This window comes from Candidatus Accumulibacter contiguus (assembly GCF_036625285.1).
Lineage (GTDB): Bacteria > Pseudomonadota > Gammaproteobacteria > Burkholderiales > Rhodocyclaceae > Accumulibacter > Accumulibacter contiguus.
Genome location: NZ_JAZKUC010000001.1, coordinates 3244558 through 3262086 on the forward strand (window position 1 = coordinate 3244558; position 17529 = coordinate 3262086).

Below are 17529 nucleotides of genomic sequence, written 5' to 3' on the forward strand. Positions count from 1 at the left end.
CGCACCCATGCAGCTCACCCTGGTCGTTCCCGAACTCATCTGGCCTGAACCCGACGACCGCGAAAGTTTCGATGCGCTTCCCTGCGACAGCCTGAACACGCTGATCGCGCGCAGCCGGCGCACGCGTCGGCCGCCGCAGTCGCTCGAAGCGACGCTCTGCGATGCTTTCGGCCTTGCCGAGAATGCTGCTTACGCCGCTTTCCGGGTTCTCGGTGAAGTCGCAGGACCGGCCGTGGCCGGCGCCTGCTGGCTGTGCGCCGACCCGGTGCATCTGCGCCTGCACCAGGAACGTCTGATTCTCGCCGACGCTGGCCGTCTCGACATCACCGCCGCCGAAGCGATGGCCATCGTTGACGAACTCAATCGCCAGTTTCCGGATCTCGGCACTTTCCACGTCGGCACCCCCGATCGCTGGTATCTGCAGCTTGCCGGCAATATCGAACTCGGCCGCTTCGACGTGCTGCCGCTGTCCGCCGTCGCCGGCCGCAGCATCGGCCGGCAATTGCCGGAAAGCACCGAGTTGCGCTGGCTGCGCCAACTGCTCAACGAAGTGCAGATGGTGCTGCATCAGCACCCGGCCAACGATATACGCGAGAACGCAGGCCGCTCGACGATCAACAGCCTGTGGCTGTGGGGCGCCGGTGTCCTGCCGGCAGGCAGCGCCCAGGTCTTCACCGGCGTCTGGAGCGACCACCCGCTGGCGCGCGGACTGGGTCGCGCTTTCGACGTACCGGTGCAGGCCGTCCCCGACGATGCCGCTGCCCTGCTGGCACAGGCCAGTCCCGACAGTCAGCAACTGCTCGTTCTCGATTCGCTGCAAGCGCCAGTACAGTACGAAGACGGCGACGCCTACCGCGCGCAACTGCTCGCACTCGAAGCCCGCTGGTTCGCGCCGCTGCAAAGAGCGCTCGCCGGGGGAAAAATCCGGCGCCTGCGCCTCGCAGCATCGACGGCTTACGCCATGCTGGTCTGGGAGAGCAGCCGCAGCGAGCAGTGGCGGCTGTGGCGCCGCCCGCAGCCGCTGGTGGCGACCGCGCAGGCACTGGCCAAGGATCATGAGATGGACGCACAATGACCCGTCTCTGCCGCCGCGGCGTCTCGCCACGCATCCAGTGGCAGCTCGAACAGCAGGGTGTGCACCCGCTGCTGGCGCGCATCTACGCTGGGCGTGGCATCGTCCTGCGCAGCGAACTCGATTACGAATTCTCGTCGCTGCTGCCACCCGCCCGGCTGACGCACGCCGCCGCCGCCGCCGTTCTGCTCGCTGACGCCATCGCCGGGCAGCAGAGAATCCTCATCATTGCCGACTACGACTGCGACGGTGCCACCGCCTGCGCGCTTGGCATCCGGGCACTACGGGCTTTCGGCGCAGAGGTCGATTATCTGGTACCGAACCGCTTCACCTACGGCTACGGACTCTCCCCCGACATCGTCGAGCTCGCGGCGACGAAGAAGCCGAATCTCATCGTCACCGTTGACAACGGCATCGCCAGTGTCGACGGCGTTGCCCGCGCCAGGCAGCTCGGCATCGCCACGCTGATCACCGACCACCACTTGCCAGGCGACGAACTACCGGCCGCCGACTGCATCGTCAACCCCAATCTTCCCGGCTGCACTTTCCCGAGCAAGCATCTGGCCGGCGTCGGCGTGATCTTCTACGTGCTGCTGGCGCTGCGCGCCGAGTTGCGCGAGCGCAACTGGTTTTCCCTGAGCAATGGGCGCAGCGAACCCAAACTCGCCGCGCTGCTCGACCTGGTCGCCCTCGGAACGGTCGCCGACGTCGTCAGGCTCGACCATAACAACCGCGTGCTCGTCAGCCAGGGCCTCAAACGCATCCGTCAGGGCCAGCTCAACCCCGGCCTGCGCGCCCTCTTCCGTGCCGCCGGACGCAATCCGGAGAAGGCCTCGGGCAACGACCTCGGTTTCCTGATCGGCCCGCGTGTGAATGCCGCCGGCCGCCTCGCCGACATGTCGCTGGGAATCGAGTGCCTGATCACCGACGATGAGGGACGCGCGCTGAATATCGCGCAACAACTCGACGCACTCAACCGCGAACGCCGCGAGATCGAATCCGGCATGCAGGAACAGGCCCTGCTCCAGATCGCCAGGGCCGCCCCCGACCTGGATGACGCAGCAGCAGCGTCAGCAGTCTCGCTGTTCGATGCCGACTGGCACCAGGGAGTCGTCGGCATCGTCGCCGCACGCATCAAGGAAAGGCTGCACCGTCCGGTATTTGCCTTCGCGCGCGGCGGCGGCGGCGAGATCAAGGGATCGGGCCGTTCGATCGCCGGCCTGCACCTGCGCGATGCCCTCGATCTGCTTTCCAAGCGCGCGCCGGGCCTGCTGTTGCGCTTTGGCGGGCACGCCATGGCCGCCGGAGTGACGATGCGCGAAAGCGACTTTGCCCGCTTTCGCGAACTGTTCGCAGCGATTGCCGACGAGTTGCTGGCGCCCGCCGATCGCACGCACACGCTGGAAACCGACGGCGGCCTCGAAGCCGCCTATTGCACGATCACCACGGCGCGGCTGCTCGAAGCCGAAGTCTGGGGCCAGGGTTTTCCGGCACCGCTGTTCCAGGACGAGTTCGTCGTCGAGAGCCTGCGCATCCTCAAGGACAAACACCTCAAGCTGCGCCTGCGCAAGGGAACACAAAGCCTCGACGCGATCCAGTTCAACTTCGAACAGGCACCCGGCAACACCATTCGTGCCGCTTACCGGCTGGCAATCAACGACTACAACGGCGTCCAGACGCCGCAATTGATGATCGAACATATCGAAAACCATTCGCTCTGAATGGACTGACGAGCAAGCCGTTCAGCGCCTGTTTTTTGTGCATTTCGAGCGCTTCGCATGGTCTCTGCAAGGGTAAAACAGACGGTGCTTGACGAGCCGCTGCACGCCGGAGATACTTCCACTGAATCGGGCGTTTTGCGCGTCCGTTCTGCCCTCGTTTCTCGAGATCCTCGACCCTTTTGATCAACCGAATCTGGAAAAAGCAAATCATGAGTGCAACACAAATCAAACCCGGCGTCGCCACTGGCGACGAGTTGCAAGCAATTTTCGAACTGGCCAAGGCCAAGCAGTTCGCCCTGCCGGCGGTGAACGTCATCAACACCAGCACGGTGAACGCAGTCATGGAAACCGCCAAGGAGCTCAATTCTCCGGCGATCATCCAGTTCTCCAACGGTGGCGCGCAGTTCTTTGCCGGCAAGGGCCTCGACAATGCCAGCCAGCGCGCCTGCATCGCCGGTGGCATCTCCGGCGCCCAGCACATTCATCTGCTGGCCGAACTCTACGGAGCGACGGTCATCCTGCATACCGACCACGCGGCCAAGAAGCTGCTGCCGTGGATCGACGGCCTGCTCGACGCCGGCGAGAAATACTTCCAGACGCACGGCAAACCGCTCTACAGCTCGCACATGCTCGACCTGTCGGAAGAGCCGATCGAGGAAAACATCGAGATCTGCAAGCGCTACCTCGAACGGATGAGCAAGATGGGAATGACGCTCGAAATCGAACTCGGCGTCACCGGCGGTGAAGAAGACGGCGTCGACAATAGTGGCGTAGACAGCTCCAAGCTCTACACTCAGCCGGAAGACGTGGCATTGGCCTACGAAGCGCTTTCGCAGGTCAGCGATCGGTTCACCATCGCCGCGGCCTTCGGCAATGTGCATGGCGTCTACAAGCCGGGCAACGTCAAGCTGCAGCCGATCATCCTGAAAAACTCGCAGGATTACGTGCAGAAGAAGTTCGGCACCAAGGAGCACCCGGTCAACTTCGTCTTCCATGGCGGATCGGGATCGACCCTCGAGGAAATCCGCGAGGCGATCTCCTACGGGGTCATCAAGATGAACATTGACACCGACCTGCAGTGGGCTTTCTGGGATGGCGTGATGGGCTTCTACAAGAAAAACGAAGGCTATCTGCAAGGTCAGATCGGCAATCCCGAAGGCGATGAAAAACCGAACAAGAAGTTCTACGACCCACGTGCCTGGCTGCGCAAGGGTGAAGACGCTTTCCGGGCCAGACTGAAGCAGGCTTTTGCCGACCTGAACAACATCGGCACCCTGGGATAATTGACTCCCGGCACATGAAAACGGGCTGGTCCAGGTCTGGGCTGGCCCTTTTTTGTGCCTGCCTGACATCACCTTTCATTAGTACACCGAGGATCAAACCATGAGTACCCTGGTAGAGCAGCTCATCCAGACAGAAGCGCACCAATCGATTTTCGAATCGGCCGTGCGTCAGCTTCCCCTTCCGGTCTGTGGTGCTTTCGGCTCGTCGAGCAACCCACATCCGGTCAGCTTCAAGAACACAGAGCGCGTCCTCAGCACCAAGGACAATGACGCCGTACGCGCGCAGTTCCCGCAAAGCGTCGCCGCCTCCAACAATATCGTCCTCACTTCCGCCGGCGCCAGTACTGCCGTAGTGCAGGGCAAACGCGTCGCCGTGCTGTTCTCGGGCGGCCCTGCCGCCGGTGGCCACAACGTGGTCTGTGGCCTCAAGCGGGTTCTCGGCGCCGGCAACACGCTCTTCGGCGTCAAGGCGGGGCCCAAGGGCCTGCTCAAGGGCTCACTGTTCGAAATCACTGACGCCAATGTCGACTTCATCCTCAACACCGGAGGCTTCGACTTCCTCGGCTCGGACCGCACCAAGATCAAGAGCGACGAGCAATTCGCACAGGTCCGCGAAACCTGCATCAAACACCAGCTCGACGCCATCGTCGTCGTCGGCGGTGACGATTCCAACACCAATGCCGCAGTCCTCGCCGAATCGCTGTTCACCGGCGTCAAGGCTGACGGCTCCGGCGTGCAGGTGATCGGAGTACCGAAAACGATCGACGGCGATCTGCAGATCGGCGACCTGCTCTCGATCTCGTTCGGCTTCGATACCGCGACGCGCATCTATAGCGAGATGGTCGGGAACATCCTGCAGGACACCAGTTCCTCGCTCAAATACTGGCATTTCGTGAAATTGATGGGCCGCTCGGCTTCGCATGTCGCACTCGAAGTCGCACTGCAGACCAAGCCGGCGATCACCCTGATCTCCGAGGAAATCGCCACCAAGCAGGAGTCGCTGGCGAGCATCATCGACCGCATCGCACAGGTCATCGTCGAACGTTCGCACCAGGGAATGAACTACGGCGTCCTGCTGGCACCGGAAGGCCTGATCGAGTTCATCCCGGAGATGAACGCCATGATCGCCGAACTCAACGATGTCCTCGCGCATCACCTCACCGAATTCGCCGCGCTGGCTGACGACGCCAAACAGGCTTTCATCGAGAGCCGGCTCAGCCCCGCAAATGCCAGCCTGCTGGCCTCGCTGCCGCACTACATCGTGAACATGCTGCTCGCCGAACGTGACTCGCACGGCAACCTGCAGGTCTCGCTGATCCCCACCGAGCAGTTGCTGGTCGACATGGCCAGACAGCGCGTCAGGGAACTCGATGCGAAGGTTCCGTTCGCCGCGCACAGCCACTTCCTCGGCTACGAGGGCCGTTGTGGCGCACCGACACTGTTCGATGCGGCCTACACCTTCAATCTCGGCCTGACCGCCGGCTCGCTGATTCTCGACGGCCGCACCGGTTACATGGCGACGATCACCGGACTCACCAGCGGCGGCACGCCACAGGCGATTCCGCTCGCCGGTCTGCTCAACATCGAGCGCCGCCATGGCAAGGACGAGTTCGTGATCGAGAAGGCACTGGTCAAAATGGATTCACCGGCGATGCAGTACTTCGTCTCGCGGCGCGACGCCTGGGCCGCCAGCGACCTCTTCGCCTCGCCGGGTCCGCGCCAGTTCTGGGGTCCGACGACGGATCAACTGCCGATCAGCGTTGCGCTGAACTCGGGGGCCGACGCGCTGATGTTCAAGATCGGCTGAACGCGCAGCTTTGTCCGATCAGCAAGGGCCATCGGCAACGATGGCCCTTGCTGGACGACCCGATTCTACCTCGTTCCGTCGCGGACTGACCTGCCGCCGACGTTCTGGGGATTGGCGCCGCCAGACCGGGTATCAGCCACCCGCGGCTTGCTCTCCGTGCTGCTGGAAATCTCATTGAGCGCCAGACGGCCGGGCCAGTCCGCACCATTGCCTGTACGGGCCTGAGCGGCAGGGGAAAAGACCGGCGCTTTGCTCGTATCCGACGCCGGTGTGGCGCACTGCCCGTGCTGCGGCTCCTGAGCAGGCGCCTTGCCGTCCCTCTCCGGACAGCTCGGTTTCTGTTTCACCGGCTGACAACGCCGATCCGTGAACTCAACCCGGCCATCAACCTCGCATCTGAACAACGAACCGGCAATCGCCGGCTGGCAGATTTGCAGCATTTGCAAACCCAGAAAAACCACGACGATGCTCCGCAACTTCATCGATGACTCCCACGCCTGTCTTGATGTGAAAGTCGCGCATGCGACTCACGAATCTCCCCTCCCCCTCGCGGGGGAGGGGGAGGGGGAGAGGGAAACGGTCATGACTTTCATGATCGGAGGTACCTGGAAAAGTCATGACCGTTAGACTGACCACGGGTTTGATCTTCACACGCTTCCAGCATCGAGCACGTGTCGAAAATCACGGTTAGAGAATCTTCTGAGTCGGCACTCTGGATTGCAGTCATCAGTAATCGGTTGATTTCATGACCCGCATGCCGCGAGCCGTCATCTCGGTGACGAAGTCGGCGCCGAGAGACTCGAAGCCCGCCACCGAACTCGAACAGTCCCCGAGCAGCACGAGCTTGCGGACGTTGTCGTCACCGAAATTTGCGGCAATGTCGCGCACCGTGTTGGCCACGCAGTGCGACAGCGCCTCTCCGGCGATCAGAATCTGATCGGCGCGAGCCAGCGTGTCGATGAAGCGCGTATTGACCAGGGTGGACGGATCCGCAGCGTCCGGCACTTCCGCCTTTACGGCACTGTAATGCTCCGTAAAGGGATTCGATCCCTTGGTGACATAGTCCACGATTTCCATCCGGCTACGCGCCCAGCGGTTGAGCGCGCCCATCAGATCGACCTGGATGTTGTGACCCCAGCTACCGATCAGACAGTGTTCGGGCCAGATCAGTAGCGCATAACGCCCCGCCTGACTCAGTTGCCTGACATAAGCCGCACTGCGTGCCTGCGCGTCAGGATGACGAGCGCGCCATTTCCCCGCAATCACGTCGTCCTGGCTGATGACGGTAAAGGGCACAGGCGGGTTGCCCAGCGAATCCACCCACCAGGAAGCGTGGGCGATATCCACCGGGTTGTGCGAATCCAGTGTGACGTGAATATCGTCCAGCCGGGCGGCATGGGCATCGACAAAGGCCGCCAGGCGTTGCATATCGGCATTGGCTCCCGCAACCGGCAGCGCAGCACCTGCGATGTCGCAGAAGTCATTTTGCGGGTCAATGATGAGCAAGTGAGTCTTCTTCATAACCTTCTCCTGATGTTCGTGGTATTTTGCCACTAAGCGCAGTGTATCAGGCATATTTGCCAGACGCAACTAACCAGGGTAAAATTTCTTTCCTCTTGAATGGCTGGGGAAACCATCGCCATGTACCCACCGATCATCGTCACCGTCGACGTGGTTCTGATGACCCTTTGTCTCGATGCACTGTGCGTGGCGCTGCTCCGGCGCCCAAACGACCCCTTTGCTGGAGAACTGGCCTTGCCCGGTGGATACGTCCATGCACAGGAGGATGGGGATGCCGAGGATGCAGCCTACCGCATTCTGCGCGAGAAGATGGGCATCAAGCCGCCCTACCTGGAACAGCTCGCGACGTTTGCCGGAGATCGGAGAGACCCGCGCGGCTGGTCTGCAAGCATCGCCTATTTCGCCCTGGTATCGCCGACGACCGAGGCCACCTGGCAGCCGGTGAGCGAGTTGACGAAGCTCGCTTTCGATCATGCGGCGATCATCCAGGCAGCGGTCGAAAGGTTGCGGAACAAGTCGGCGTATTCCGTTCTGCCTGCGTACCTGCTGCCGCAAACCTTCACCCTTGCTGAACTGCAGAAGATCTACGAACAGGTTCTGGGATCGCCACTGGACAAGAGTTCCTTCCGGAGAAAGATCAAGGAACTCGATCTTCTCGATCAGGTCACCGGCAGCTTTCAGGTCGGCAACCAGCGACCCGCGCAGATTTACCGCCTGAAGAAGATGGTCACCTTCGACAGAACCTTGAGTCAGTCGGCGCCTCGGAAAGCTGCGCGGAGTGGCCAGTGAAGCGCCCGTTCGCCGGCGAAATCAACGTTTCTTGCGTTCCTCCATCTCCCGCAGCAGACGTTCGACTTCAAGACGCCTGCTCTCTTTCGTTCCCCAACTCAAATTCGGTTGCGCAGCGCCGGCCCGAGCTGCCTGCAGGCGTTCCCTGAACGCCTTTAATTCAGCCTGGCGAGCCTGCTCCAAAGCCACGGCGCGCTCGGTGGCGATGGGTACGCTGCGTTTTTGCAGGCCGCCCAGAGTGAGATAGTGGTCGATGGCCTCCGGGAGCTGCTCCCATCCAGAAAACTTCCGGCTCTCCGTCCGGGAAAACTCGCTGATCAGCGGCAAATTGAGCGCCGTATAGATCGGCGTCCACCGCTCTTCGTCCCCCTGCCTCTGCCGTACCGCGAGTTTGGGATTGAACTGATACCAGCCCTGCGCGACGCGCATGAACAAGGCCCGGTTGTAGGCGTAATCGCGCTGGATTTCGTTGCGGGCAAGCACTCCGGAAAGATGCTGGCGTTTGTTCCGTTCGGGACGCACGATGTTGGCCGGCAGGTGCTGCCAGGCGCCGAGAATCGCCTGCGTATCGAAAGCACCGTTGGCGCGACGCTGCCAGTGGGTAAAGCGTGACTTGAACAGCACCCACAGCGTCTGAAAAATGAAGTATTCGGACAGATGCCGGTCGATGCGCACCAGTCGATCACCGGTATTGACGTCGATGCTCGCCGGCGCCAGCAGTTCGTAGAGTGCGGCCAGCGGACCGCTGGCAAACTTGGCATCGCGGAAAGCTTCGCGCAAGGCCCAATGCAGGGCATTGTAGCCATAGTGATCGACGGTCTCGCGGTTGGCGCCGCGTTCGAGCAGGGCTTCCGCCAAGGCGACGTTGCCGGCGACGGCCGCAGCCATCAATGGCGTCTGGTTCATCGGCAGGCGATGGTCGATGCCGTACTGCTCGCATTGCCTGAGAATGTCCTTGAAATGGTTGGCGAAGTAAGGGACGTAGGTCTTGCGGCCGAAGGTCGCGCGTTGCTGCGCAAAATTTTTCGCCGGCTCGAATCTGGCCTCGCTGACCAGCCATTCGGCCAGTTGCGGCTCATCATGACAAGTCGCGTATTCGTAGAGTTGCTGCTTCATCTTCGAGCCAGGCGTCTGTTCGCGAAACACCTTGACCAACAGTTCGATGACCTTGGTTTCGTTGAATACCGGCCAGGGTACCGGCGTCTGCTTCAGAATCGTGCGACGGATCGCTTCGGCCTGTTCCTGCTTGCCTTGCAGTTCCAGCTTGCGCGCTTCCTTCTGCCAGTCTTCGAGGGTCGATTGTCTGGCCTCGACCTTGACCTGGCCGGGGCTCAGGTCGAGCAGTGCGAAGAGCGGATGTGCGGTGTCCGACTCGATGACGTAGATGTTCCGGATGGCGCGCGTCAGCGCCACATAGAGAGCATTGACAAAGAATTTGTAGACTTCCAGCGACTTGTCGCTCTTGTCCTTTGCCCGCCGGTAGTCCAGGGTCTCAACGGCCAGATCGGCCCGGGCAACGCCCTCGACGATCTCGCTGAACTCGGCGCGATGATCGGAAATGAAACGGTAGAGGATGATGTTCTCGTATTCGAGGCCCTTGGCTTCATGAATCGAGAACAGCAGCGGCGTCGCGAAGTGCCTTCTCGCTTCCACCTTGTCTTCGTCGCGCATCACCAGCACGGCGAACTGGGTAGACTGGCGAATTTTCTGGTCGAGTTCGCGCTTTGTGACGTCCTTGTCGGGCATCAGCGCAACCTGTCCGGTGTCGCCGCCCACCGCCTGAACCAGGAAGTTGCTCTCGCGGTCAATCGAGCCAAAGCGCCTTTGCTTGATTTTCAGCAACTGGTTGGCGACCCGCGTGGCCTCCAGACCGTTGCGGAAATTGGCCGTGAGCACGTGCAGCTCCTGCCGCTCGGCCAGCTTGGGGTCTTTCCAGAACAGGCTCTTGACCTGACTCCAGGAAAAGAAGTTGGGATGGACGATCTGGTTGGAATCGCCGCAGAGCAGAAAATTGCCAGGCTTCCGCAAGGTCTTGAGGACCAGCGCCAGTTGCACGGTGGTGATGTCCTGCACCTCGTCGATGACCACGAAGTCGTAGCGTGGCGCGGCCAGCCGTTGCCAGTCCTGGGCGACAAGATTCAGGTCGTAGAGTTTCGCCTCGGCGAGCCAGTCGCGATATTTCTCGAACAGATCGTAGAGTTTGTCGCGCAACTCGACGGGGAAGATCGACTGACGTATGCCGAGCGCCAGGTAGTCGTCGCGTGCGAGAACGCCGCTGGCACCGGCTGCCAGCACGCCGCGAATTTCTTCAAAGACCTGATGGCCGTCGAATTCCTTGAAGGCCTGCCGCAGCCGCCCGAACCAGCCGGCAAAGTCGCGCCAGCCGGCTTCCCGGCCCGGCGGAACCCGGATCGATTCGACAAACTCGCGGTACGAGAGGAACACCGCTTCCTGACCGGCGTGCTCGAAGCCGTTTGCGTAATAGAGATCGCGGGCGCTCTGCGCGAGGTAGGCGGAGTGGGTGACGTAGAGCACCTCGCCTTCTGCGTGCTTGAGCTTTTCCAGGGTCAGCGCGGTCTTGCCGCTACCGGCGCAGCCGACGACGATCAGCGGCGCTGGCCGGCGGTAGATGGCCTCCTGCGTGTCATCGAAGGAGATCGGCTTGTCGAGCAGGTGAATCGTCGTACGCTCCGGGTGCAGGTAACGTACCGGCTGTGCTTCCCTGATCGCTTCATCAACGCCAATCTCCGGAATCTTTTCGTCGTCGATCGCCGCGCCGCGCAGAAAGCGCGACTTGTCGTAATCATGATTACTGATCACTTCCAGCATCAGTGCGCAGGTTTCGTCAGCGTGGCGAATCAGGGTGAACAACAGCCGGTCGGCGTCATCGAGCCTGGCCCGGTAAAACTTGCCATGGCTGAGATTGGCCAGCTTCTTGACCTGTGCGGCACGAAAGTCGTTGCGTGTGATGGCCTCCACCACCTTGCGATAGCTGGCCTTGACGCGAGACGTGTCGAGGCCGGTGTATTCGAGAATTTTCACTGTGATTTGCCCGGATGATCTGGATCGGTCTTGCTTGGTGGGAAGGCTGGAGGCCGGGTAAACGCCTGACGGGCCCTGCAGAGTATCCCGCAGCAGCGATTTTAACCGTTCCTGCATGGCGAGTGCGGCCGAACTGCCTGCCGCAAGATGGTGGATACGATTGACCGCGGTCGATGAGGAAACATATACTCTTGATGCTGCAGTTGCATATTCCATCCTTGATAGCAAATTCCCAAGAACGAAATGAGGCGCTTTCATGCATCCGAATGTCCAGAAGCTTGCCGGCAAGAAATACCGTCTGATCACCCGCAGTGACTTTGATGGTCTCGTATGCGGAATGCTCCTGACCGACCTCGAGTTGATCGATGAGATCAAGTTCGTTCATCCCAAAGACATGCAGGATGGACTGATCGAGGTCAATGAGCGGGATATCACCACCAACCTGCCGTATGTGAAGACTTGTGCGCTTGCTTTCGATCATCATGAAAGCGAGTTGATTCGCAACCAGGAAGCCATGGATGCCAGGAATTACATCATCGATGGCCATGCTCCATCGGCTGCGCGCGTGGTCTATGACTGGCTGGGCGGTTCCGGGACCTTTCCGGAAATCGACCACGGGATGATGCTTGCGGTAGACAAGGCGGATTCAGCCCAGTTTACCCAGGACGATGTACTCCATCCGGACGGCTGGGAACTGCTATCCTTTCTGATGGATGCGCGCACGGGACTCGGACGCTTCCGGGATTTTCGCATCAGCAATTATCAGTTGATGATGCTGTTGATCGATTATTGCAAGACGCATCCCATTGATGAAATCCTCGAGCAAGCCGATGTGCAGGAGCGCGTGACGCTTTTTCGCGAGCAGGAGGGACTCTTCAAGGATCAGATCAGTCGCTGTACGACGGTACACCAGAACCTGGCGATCCTGGATTTGCGAAACGAAGAGACGATTTACGCAGGCAACCGCTTCGTCATTTATGCCATGTACCCGCAGACCAACATCAGCATCCATGTGCTCTGGGGCCTTAAAAAGCAGAATGTGGTTTTTGCCACCGGAAAATCCATTTTTGACCGTAGCTCCAGAACCGACATTGGCGCACTGATGTTGCAGTACGGCGGAGGCGGGCACAGCGCTGCCGGGACATGCCAGATTCCCGTGGAAAAGGCCGACGAGGTTCAGCAGGAACTGATTGCCCGAATCAATGCGGATGGTTGAAGTGGCCGAGGTCAGCGGCTGCACCACTCCGGATCAGGGCGCCATGTAGCCACCCAGTCCGGTCATGCCGCCGTTTGCTGGTCAGCATCGGGGCAGGCAGCGCACGCTGCTGCACAGCCGGTGCGTCCTCGTCGGCGAACCCTCACCCCGGCGAAGAACCGGGCGTCGCCGACTCGCCGGGTTGCGGCAAGTCCACCCTGCTGCGGCGCTTGCAGCTTGATGATACCCGCCAATGTTTTGCTGAGGGAAGCGACAGGGTTTCGCTCTTCGTATCGCTCGGCGAGTATCCGCTCGACAGGGATCCGGCCAGGAATGCGCCGCGCCCGCTCGACTGGCTGCAGGCGCAGTGGCATCGGCAGACGCCGTGTCTGCCCGACCTGGAAGTGCTGCTGGGCGAGCGCCGCGTCCTGTTGCTGCTCGATGCGCTCAACGAAATGCCGCACCGCGACGTGGACGACTTTCGCGAGCGGATCGAGCAATGGCACCGCTTCCTGCGCGACGACTTCCCGCCCGGCAAGCGAGGTCGAGTGGGAGGCGGCCGCGCGTGGCCGGGCCGGGCGGTGCTACGCCTGGGAAGGCGACTTCGACCCTGCTCATTTCAACAGTTTCGAAAGCCACGTGCGCGGCACGACGCCGGTGGGTGTGTTTCCCGTTGGAGACACCCCGCAAGGTATCGCGGACATGAGCGGCAATGTGTGGGAGTGGACCGGCAGCCTCTACCGGCCCTATCCCTATCACGCCGAAGACGGCCGAGAATCCGGAGGATGGTGATGGCCCGCGCGTGGTGCGCGGCGGCGCGTGGGACTACGACCGTATCAACGCGCGTTGTGCTTGCCGCGACCCCTCCCATCCCAATCCTCCCAACTTAGGACGAAAGCATAATTCATCGAAGATCTCTTTGTCCGCGTAGTTCATATACCATAGCGTCTCTCCAACAAGCTGATCAGAAGAGAGAACTGATGCCATCACTGACCCTGAAGTATTCAAATGTAATTAATGCACTCGCCCGCTATCTGTCCTCCCAGGACCTGATGGAGAAATCCCGTCTCGATCCCCGGCATTTCACCCGCGACCGCAAGCTCACCTTCCCCGTGATCCTGAGCTTTCTGCTCTCGGGTGTACAGGGCGCCGTCCAGTCGGAGTTGAATACGTTCTTTGCCGACCTCCGGAATCGGGCGGAGTCGATCCGGAAAGTGAGCGCACAAGCGTTTTCCGCCGCGCGCTACAAGATCAGTTCGCGGGTCTTCGACGAGGTGAACCGGGAGTTGATCGCCCACGTGGAGAAGGAGATATCGATTCCTCGATGGCAGGGGCTGCGGGTGGTTGCCGGCGATGGCACGACGGTTCAGCTGACGATGCGGAAGAAGGGGATACGTTCGATCGTCAGTGGCGTGGCGTTCGGCCTTTACTTGCCGGGAATCGAACGGTTTCTCAGCTTCAAGTTGCAGATGGGCAGTGGTAACGAACGACAGATGCTCTTCGAATCGATTGATGAGCTGTGCCCGCAGGATCTGCTGCTCCTTGACCGGGGCTTTCCCTGCCGGTGGCTGCCCGCAGTCCTCATCGCGCGCCCCATTCATTTCTGTATCCGTTGCGATCTTTCCCGTGGATTCAAGGTGGTGCGTGAATTCCTGCGCTCCGGCGAAAGCGAACGGGTGGTCACGCTGCGCGCACCGAACCGGCGTGATGCCGAAGACTACGACTGCCCGTGGACGTCCACGACGGTTCGCCTGGTGCGGGTAGTGACCCCAAATGGGCGGATTCATGGGGTGATGACCTCTCTATTGGATGCGATCGCTTTTCCCACTGCCGCTTTCGCGGGGCTCTATCATTCTCGCTGGAGAATTGAGGAGGCTTTCAAACGGATCAAGCATCGCCTCGGCCTCGAGCACACTTCCGGCCTGTCCTGGCACGCCGCCAATCAGGACTTTGGGGCCAAGGTGAGCTTCGACAACCTCAATGCCCTGGCCGCCTATGTCGCGACTGATGCCCACCTCGACCCCGACTCCCCCTACAGAATCAACCGTACCCAGGCGATCCAAAAGATCAAGGAAAAAGTCGGCCGCTGGCTGCTGGCCGGCGCGGCTACTACCCGCCAACTCAAATCCCTGATGAAAGAGATCGCCAGGGACCTGCAGAAGCTCGTCCCCGAGCGAACGAATCCCCATCACCCTCAACCCAAACCTCATCTCTCTCATGCGTACAAACCCGCATGACTATGTGCTAAGTTGCGAGGATTGCCTCCCATCCCGGCGTCCGCTACTGCCTTCTCGGCTTTCGGGTGTGGTGTGTCTCCCCCATCATTTGAACCGTTGGCCACCGGCACACTGCTCTCTGTTCTGGTTTGCTGGTTCTCTGAAGCGCCGCGCAGCGGCGCCCTGCTCTACGTGAACGACTTTGCCCTGTTCAGCGACAGCAAGCGCGAGAGATAGGCTTGCCGCGCTTCCTTGCCTGCAGGTACTCCAACCGCACCCAGTCGTTGGCATTGGCGTTGGCGGCCGTCGATACCAGGTTGACGAAGGCATGGGCGCGCTCGATGCCGTCGGCAATCGCCGCCAGCCATATCTCGCCGCCGGGGATGTCGCTGGTATCGAGCCAGCAGGCGTGGCCGGCGTGCTGCAGGTCGGCGACCAGACGATCGGCGATCTGCCGGTCGCTACGCGAGTAGCTGATGAAGACCACCGGATCACGCGCACTGGCCTGGCGGACGAGCAGGGGCGGGACACCGGGAGGGGATGCGGCTGCAGAGGCAGGGGCGGTGGCTCGTTCGATGATGGTCATTCGCGCCTCATCAACCGAGGATCCGGATTTTCAGGCGTTCGATGAAACCGAGGCTCTTCCACCAGGTCTCGCCGTCCTTGCGAACGCGGTCCCCGGATTCGGTCAGCGCGAGCCTGCGGACACCTAAGCCGGTGGCCCCCGCGTCGGCAACCAGACCCGCTTCCATGAGGTACTTGGCGATTCCTGGCAGCACCTCCTGGCCGTCCAGCAGCCAGCGCGTGCCATAGCCATCGTCATCGCCAAGGAGCATCAGCAGGGGGCGATGCCGGCCCATCAGCCGCAATATCTCGAGCGTCTGAGCGCGGTTGGGAATCAGGCCTGCCGGTGAGAAGTTCAAGGCTTTGCGAATGCCGGCTGTCGATCCTGCGAACCATTTCCGGTCAACCCGCGTCCGGAAAGTCGGCACCGAGCGAGAGGTCTCGCCACGTCGCCATCTCCGCCGAAAACTCCTTCAGCTTGACGGTGGCCAGTTTGAGCGCGGGCCGGCCTGCGGCAATGGCGCGCGGTACGGCGCTGGAGCCCGGCGGCCAGTTCGCGCGCGGGCCGGCCAAGCAGCAAATGCAGCGGCGCCTGCGGCGCTTCGACCGCTTGAATGATCGCTTCTGCAGCGCGCACCGGATCGCCCTGCCGGCTGCCGCTCCGGATGGCGGCCCGGCGGGCGCCCGCGGATGGCGCATAGTTGGCGGTGGAGGTCATGGTCAACTCATCGGTCGTTGTGCTGCTTCACCCAGGCCACGTAGCGGTCCACCCAGTTCTGCAGGAACTGCCGGCTACCTTCGCCAATGTTGCCGGCCTCGTCGAACAAACCCTCCTTGACATGAACGAAGGCTTCCGGTTGGCCAAGCGTCGGCACATCGAGGTAGGCGAGGATGTTGCGTAGATGCTGTTGCGCCATCGCCGTGCCGATCGCTCCGATGGACGCGCCGAGGACGCCGGCGGGCTTGCCCGCCCAGGCATTCTGGCCATATGGGCGCGAGGCGTGGTCGATCGCGTTCTTGAGCACCCCTGGGAGCGAACGGTTGTATTCGGGAGTGACGAACAGCAGGCCCTGTGCGGCCGAGATTTCGGACTTCAAGCGGCTGACCGAATCGGCGGGACGGCTATCGTCGTCCTGGTTGTAGAGCGGCAAATCGCCGATCTGTACCTGGGAAAACAGGAAGTTGGACGGCGCCAGCCGGCTGACGGCGGTCGCCAGGCGGCAGTTGTACGAATCGCGCCGCAGGCTGCCGACGACAACGGCGATCTGGTATTGGCTCATGGTGATCTCCAGTGAAGTTGAAGGAAGTGAAAGCGATGGCACCCGGAAGGCCTAACGACGCAGACGATCGCCGCAGCCGGCTTCTCGGGCAGTCAAGCGTCACAGACAGACCATCGTACCGGCGGAGAGGTTCCGCCCGCAGACAGACGGGCTCCCAGCTGCCGTCAACTTATTTTCCGAGCGGCGGTTTCTGCTCGCTGATCGGCCTATACTCGATAAACACCTGCGTTCGCGGGTGCTCACGAGGAGTACGATCATGGGCAAGATAAGGCAGGGCAACAAGGAACAGAAGAAGCAGCCGCTGTTGACTCCCAAGGAAAAGAGGTCCGCCAAACAGGCCGAGAAGCGTGCGACGGATATCGTGCCCCTGGTCAGCCGCTGAACCGCTGCACGGGTGACGGGCCGGCACTGCGGTTCAACTGCCGGGCAGACTCAGGCAGTCGAGCCGCAGCGGGATGTCGTTCAACATGACGACAAAGTCATCCGCGTAACGCACCAGATGTGCGGACACCTTGCCCTTCAGGTGCTGAGAGAGATCACCCGATTTGATGTTCAATCGACTTCATCGGCTCAGGCCGTACACACTCGACCATCGCCTGGATCAGCGCCCGCGGCGTTTCAGCAATGCTTTCGGATCGGGAGTCCCTCCGCGATTCCCTCCGACGAAGGCAAACCGAGTGCCTCATCGCTGAGCGTGGTACCAAACACACTGCGCAGGGCATCGCCATCGACGATGGCACACGCTTCCGTCTCGCGCACCGGAATGACGGCGACCCCGCGACGCGCGTCCGCGTGTTCCTGGTACAGTCTATCGATTGCCGGCTGAGCCTGCTCCTTCCGCTTGCGTTCAGGGTCGCCCGCACCGTCAGCATGAATGTGCCTGGAAGGCAAGTTGATCGTCAATCCTCGAAAAGCTTTCTTCGAGGATCTCAATCAATGCCAGCTGCTCAGCAGAAGTGATCCAGTCACTGCGCAAGGTTAGGTTAGTATTCGTCACCCCATATCTCAGGAGACTTGCAACCATGACCACGCTTTTCAG

The 17529-nt window shown here is 61.2% G+C and carries 18 protein-coding genes and 1 pseudogene; 10 read left to right on the forward strand and 9 right to left on the reverse strand.

The annotated features are described in order from the left end of the window. The first annotated feature begins 7 nt into the window (after nucleotides 1–7). The 4 genes from V5B59_RS15525 to V5B59_RS15540 all read left to right on the forward strand — a co-directional run bounded on the left by V5B59_RS15525 (nucleotide 8) and on the right by V5B59_RS15540 (nucleotide 5883). Entirely contained in the window at nucleotides 8–1075 is a 1068-nt protein-coding gene (locus V5B59_RS15525) for a hypothetical protein (protein WP_169069923.1), read from the forward strand. Next, nucleotides 1072–2793, forward strand: a complete 1722-nt coding sequence (gene recJ, locus V5B59_RS15530) for a single-stranded-DNA-specific exonuclease RecJ (protein WP_169069922.1) — start codon at nucleotides 1072–1074, stop codon at nucleotides 2791–2793. The genes V5B59_RS15525 and recJ overlap by 4 nt, the downstream gene beginning before the upstream one ends. Nucleotides 2794–3002: 209 nt before the next feature. Beyond that, on the forward strand, nucleotides 3003–4076 hold the full coding sequence (fbaA, locus tag V5B59_RS15535) for a class II fructose-bisphosphate aldolase (protein WP_169069921.1): 1074 nt from the start codon (nucleotides 3003–3005) through the stop codon (nucleotides 4074–4076). A gap of 100 nt (nucleotides 4077–4176) precedes the next feature. Next, nucleotides 4177–5883 (forward strand): diphosphate--fructose-6-phosphate 1-phosphotransferase, encoded by a 1707-nt coding sequence (locus V5B59_RS15540; protein WP_169069920.1) that lies wholly within the window; start codon nucleotides 4177–4179, stop codon nucleotides 5881–5883. 65 nt (nucleotides 5884–5948) lie between these two features. Here the strand turns inward: V5B59_RS15540 and V5B59_RS15545 are convergent, their stop codons facing one another. Together V5B59_RS15545 and V5B59_RS15550 are read right to left on the reverse strand one after the other, a co-directional pair. Then, the gene (locus V5B59_RS15545; RefSeq protein ID WP_169069919.1) at nucleotides 5949–6365 is read right to left on the reverse strand and encodes a hypothetical protein; all 417 of its coding nucleotides are present in this window, start codon (nucleotides 6363–6365) and stop codon (nucleotides 5949–5951) included. 244 nt (nucleotides 6366–6609) lie between these two features. Continuing rightward, complete coding sequence (locus tag V5B59_RS15550) at nucleotides 6610–7404, reverse strand: isochorismatase family protein (RefSeq protein WP_169069977.1); 795 nt, start codon at nucleotides 7402–7404, stop codon at nucleotides 6610–6612. A gap of 120 nt (nucleotides 7405–7524) precedes the next feature. On the opposite strand from V5B59_RS15550, the gene V5B59_RS15555 reads away from it, so the two are divergent. Next, nucleotides 7525–8193, forward strand: a complete 669-nt coding sequence (locus V5B59_RS15555; RefSeq protein ID WP_169069918.1) for an NUDIX hydrolase — start codon at nucleotides 7525–7527, stop codon at nucleotides 8191–8193. 21 nt (nucleotides 8194–8214) lie between these two features. On the opposite strand, the gene V5B59_RS15560 is transcribed toward V5B59_RS15555, so the two are convergent. Beyond that, a complete protein-coding gene (locus V5B59_RS15560) occupies nucleotides 8215–11235 on the reverse strand; it encodes an ankyrin repeat domain-containing protein (RefSeq protein WP_169069917.1) in 3021 nt (1006 codons plus the stop codon). 256 nt (nucleotides 11236–11491) lie between these two features. Between V5B59_RS15560 and V5B59_RS15565 the strand changes: the two genes are divergently transcribed. The 4 genes and pseudogenes from V5B59_RS15565 to V5B59_RS15575 all read left to right on the forward strand — a co-directional run bounded on the left by V5B59_RS15565 (nucleotide 11492) and on the right by V5B59_RS15575 (nucleotide 14667). Continuing rightward, entirely contained in the window at nucleotides 11492–12451 is a 960-nt protein-coding gene (locus tag V5B59_RS15565; protein WP_169069916.1) for an exopolyphosphatase, read from the forward strand. After that, a pseudogene (locus V5B59_RS26260) lies at nucleotides 12379–12846 on the forward strand (hypothetical protein); the annotation flags it as partial. The gene V5B59_RS15565 and the pseudogene V5B59_RS26260, both read left to right, overlap by 73 nt. Before the next feature lie 25 nt (nucleotides 12847–12871). Further along, on the forward strand, nucleotides 12872–13222 hold the full coding sequence (locus V5B59_RS26265) for a formylglycine-generating enzyme family protein (RefSeq protein ID WP_169069915.1): 351 nt from the start codon (nucleotides 12872–12874) through the stop codon (nucleotides 13220–13222). Nucleotides 13223–13410: 188 nt separating this feature from the next. After that, the gene (locus V5B59_RS15575) at nucleotides 13411–14667 is read left to right on the forward strand and encodes an IS4 family transposase (RefSeq protein ID WP_332352021.1); all 1257 of its coding nucleotides are present in this window, start codon (nucleotides 13411–13413) and stop codon (nucleotides 14665–14667) included. 190 nt (nucleotides 14668–14857) lie between these two features. Here the strand turns inward: V5B59_RS15575 and V5B59_RS15580 are convergent, their stop codons facing one another. From V5B59_RS15580 to V5B59_RS15595, 4 genes are all read right to left on the reverse strand, one after another. Beyond that, on the reverse strand, nucleotides 14858–15232 hold the full coding sequence (locus V5B59_RS15580; RefSeq protein ID WP_169070768.1) for a toll/interleukin-1 receptor domain-containing protein: 375 nt from the start codon (nucleotides 15230–15232) through the stop codon (nucleotides 14858–14860). A gap of 10 nt (nucleotides 15233–15242) precedes the next feature. Further along, on the reverse strand, nucleotides 15243–15569 hold the full coding sequence (locus V5B59_RS15585; RefSeq protein WP_034917904.1) for a hypothetical protein: 327 nt from the start codon (nucleotides 15567–15569) through the stop codon (nucleotides 15243–15245). Nucleotides 15570–15612: 43 nt separating this feature from the next. Continuing rightward, nucleotides 15613–15783, reverse strand: coding sequence for a hypothetical protein (locus V5B59_RS26270; RefSeq protein WP_169070767.1), 171 nt, complete (start codon nucleotides 15781–15783; stop codon nucleotides 15613–15615). A gap of 152 nt (nucleotides 15784–15935) precedes the next feature. Next, on the reverse strand, nucleotides 15936–16490 hold the full coding sequence (locus tag V5B59_RS15595) for an NADPH-dependent FMN reductase (RefSeq protein ID WP_034917897.1): 555 nt from the start codon (nucleotides 16488–16490) through the stop codon (nucleotides 15936–15938). Nucleotides 16491–16746: 256 nt separating this feature from the next. On the opposite strand from V5B59_RS15595, the gene V5B59_RS15600 reads away from it, so the two are divergent. After that, nucleotides 16747–16872 carry a hypothetical protein gene (locus V5B59_RS15600; protein WP_256435991.1) on the forward strand — a complete coding sequence of 42 codons (126 nt, stop codon included), beginning with the start codon at nucleotides 16747–16749 and terminating at the stop codon, nucleotides 16870–16872. A gap of 33 nt (nucleotides 16873–16905) precedes the next feature. Here the strand turns inward: V5B59_RS15600 and V5B59_RS15605 are convergent, their stop codons facing one another. Further along, nucleotides 16906–17046 carry a hypothetical protein gene (locus V5B59_RS15605; protein WP_169070766.1) on the reverse strand — a complete coding sequence of 47 codons (141 nt, stop codon included), beginning with the start codon at nucleotides 17044–17046 and terminating at the stop codon, nucleotides 16906–16908. Nucleotides 17047–17108: 62 nt separating this feature from the next. Next, complete coding sequence (locus V5B59_RS15610) at nucleotides 17109–17381, reverse strand: hypothetical protein (RefSeq protein ID WP_169070765.1); 273 nt, start codon at nucleotides 17379–17381, stop codon at nucleotides 17109–17111. Between the last annotated feature and the right edge of the window lie 148 nt (nucleotides 17382–17529).

What these genes read in the sequence shown, in the direction of transcription:
- V5B59_RS15525 (WP_169069923.1), top strand. Translation starts at nt 8, where the DNA reads ATGCAGCTCACCCTGGTCGTTCCCGAACTCATCTGGCCTGAACCCGAC.
- recJ (WP_169069922.1), top strand. Translation starts at nt 1,072, where the DNA reads ATGACCCGTCTCTGCCGCCGCGGCGTCTCGCCACGCATCCAGTGGCAG.
- fbaA (WP_169069921.1), top strand. Translation starts at nt 3,003, where the DNA reads ATGAGTGCAACACAAATCAAACCCGGCGTCGCCACTGGCGACGAGTTG.
- V5B59_RS15540 (WP_169069920.1), top strand. Translation starts at nt 4,177, where the DNA reads ATGAGTACCCTGGTAGAGCAGCTCATCCAGACAGAAGCGCACCAATCG.
- V5B59_RS15545 (WP_169069919.1), bottom strand. Translation starts at nt 6,365, where the DNA reads ATGAAGTTGCGGAGCATCGTCGTGGTTTTTCTGGGTTTGCAAATGCTG.
- V5B59_RS15550 (WP_169069977.1), bottom strand. Translation starts at nt 7,404, where the DNA reads ATGAAGAAGACTCACTTGCTCATCATTGACCCGCAAAATGACTTCTGC.
- V5B59_RS15555 (WP_169069918.1), top strand. Translation starts at nt 7,525, where the DNA reads ATGTACCCACCGATCATCGTCACCGTCGACGTGGTTCTGATGACCCTT.
- V5B59_RS15565 (WP_169069916.1), top strand. Translation starts at nt 11,492, where the DNA reads ATGCATCCGAATGTCCAGAAGCTTGCCGGCAAGAAATACCGTCTGATC.
- V5B59_RS26265 (WP_169069915.1), top strand. Translation starts at nt 12,872, where the DNA reads ATGCGCTCAACGAAATGCCGCACCGCGACGTGGACGACTTTCGCGAGC.
- V5B59_RS15575 (WP_332352021.1), top strand. Translation starts at nt 13,411, where the DNA reads ATGCCATCACTGACCCTGAAGTATTCAAATGTAATTAATGCACTCGCC.
- V5B59_RS15580 (WP_169070768.1), bottom strand. Translation starts at nt 15,232, where the DNA reads ATGACCATCATCGAACGAGCCACCGCCCCTGCCTCTGCAGCCGCATCC.
- V5B59_RS15595 (WP_034917897.1), bottom strand. Translation starts at nt 16,490, where the DNA reads ATGAGCCAATACCAGATCGCCGTTGTCGTCGGCAGCCTGCGGCGCGAT.
- V5B59_RS15600 (WP_256435991.1), top strand. Translation starts at nt 16,747, where the DNA reads ATGGGCAAGATAAGGCAGGGCAACAAGGAACAGAAGAAGCAGCCGCTG.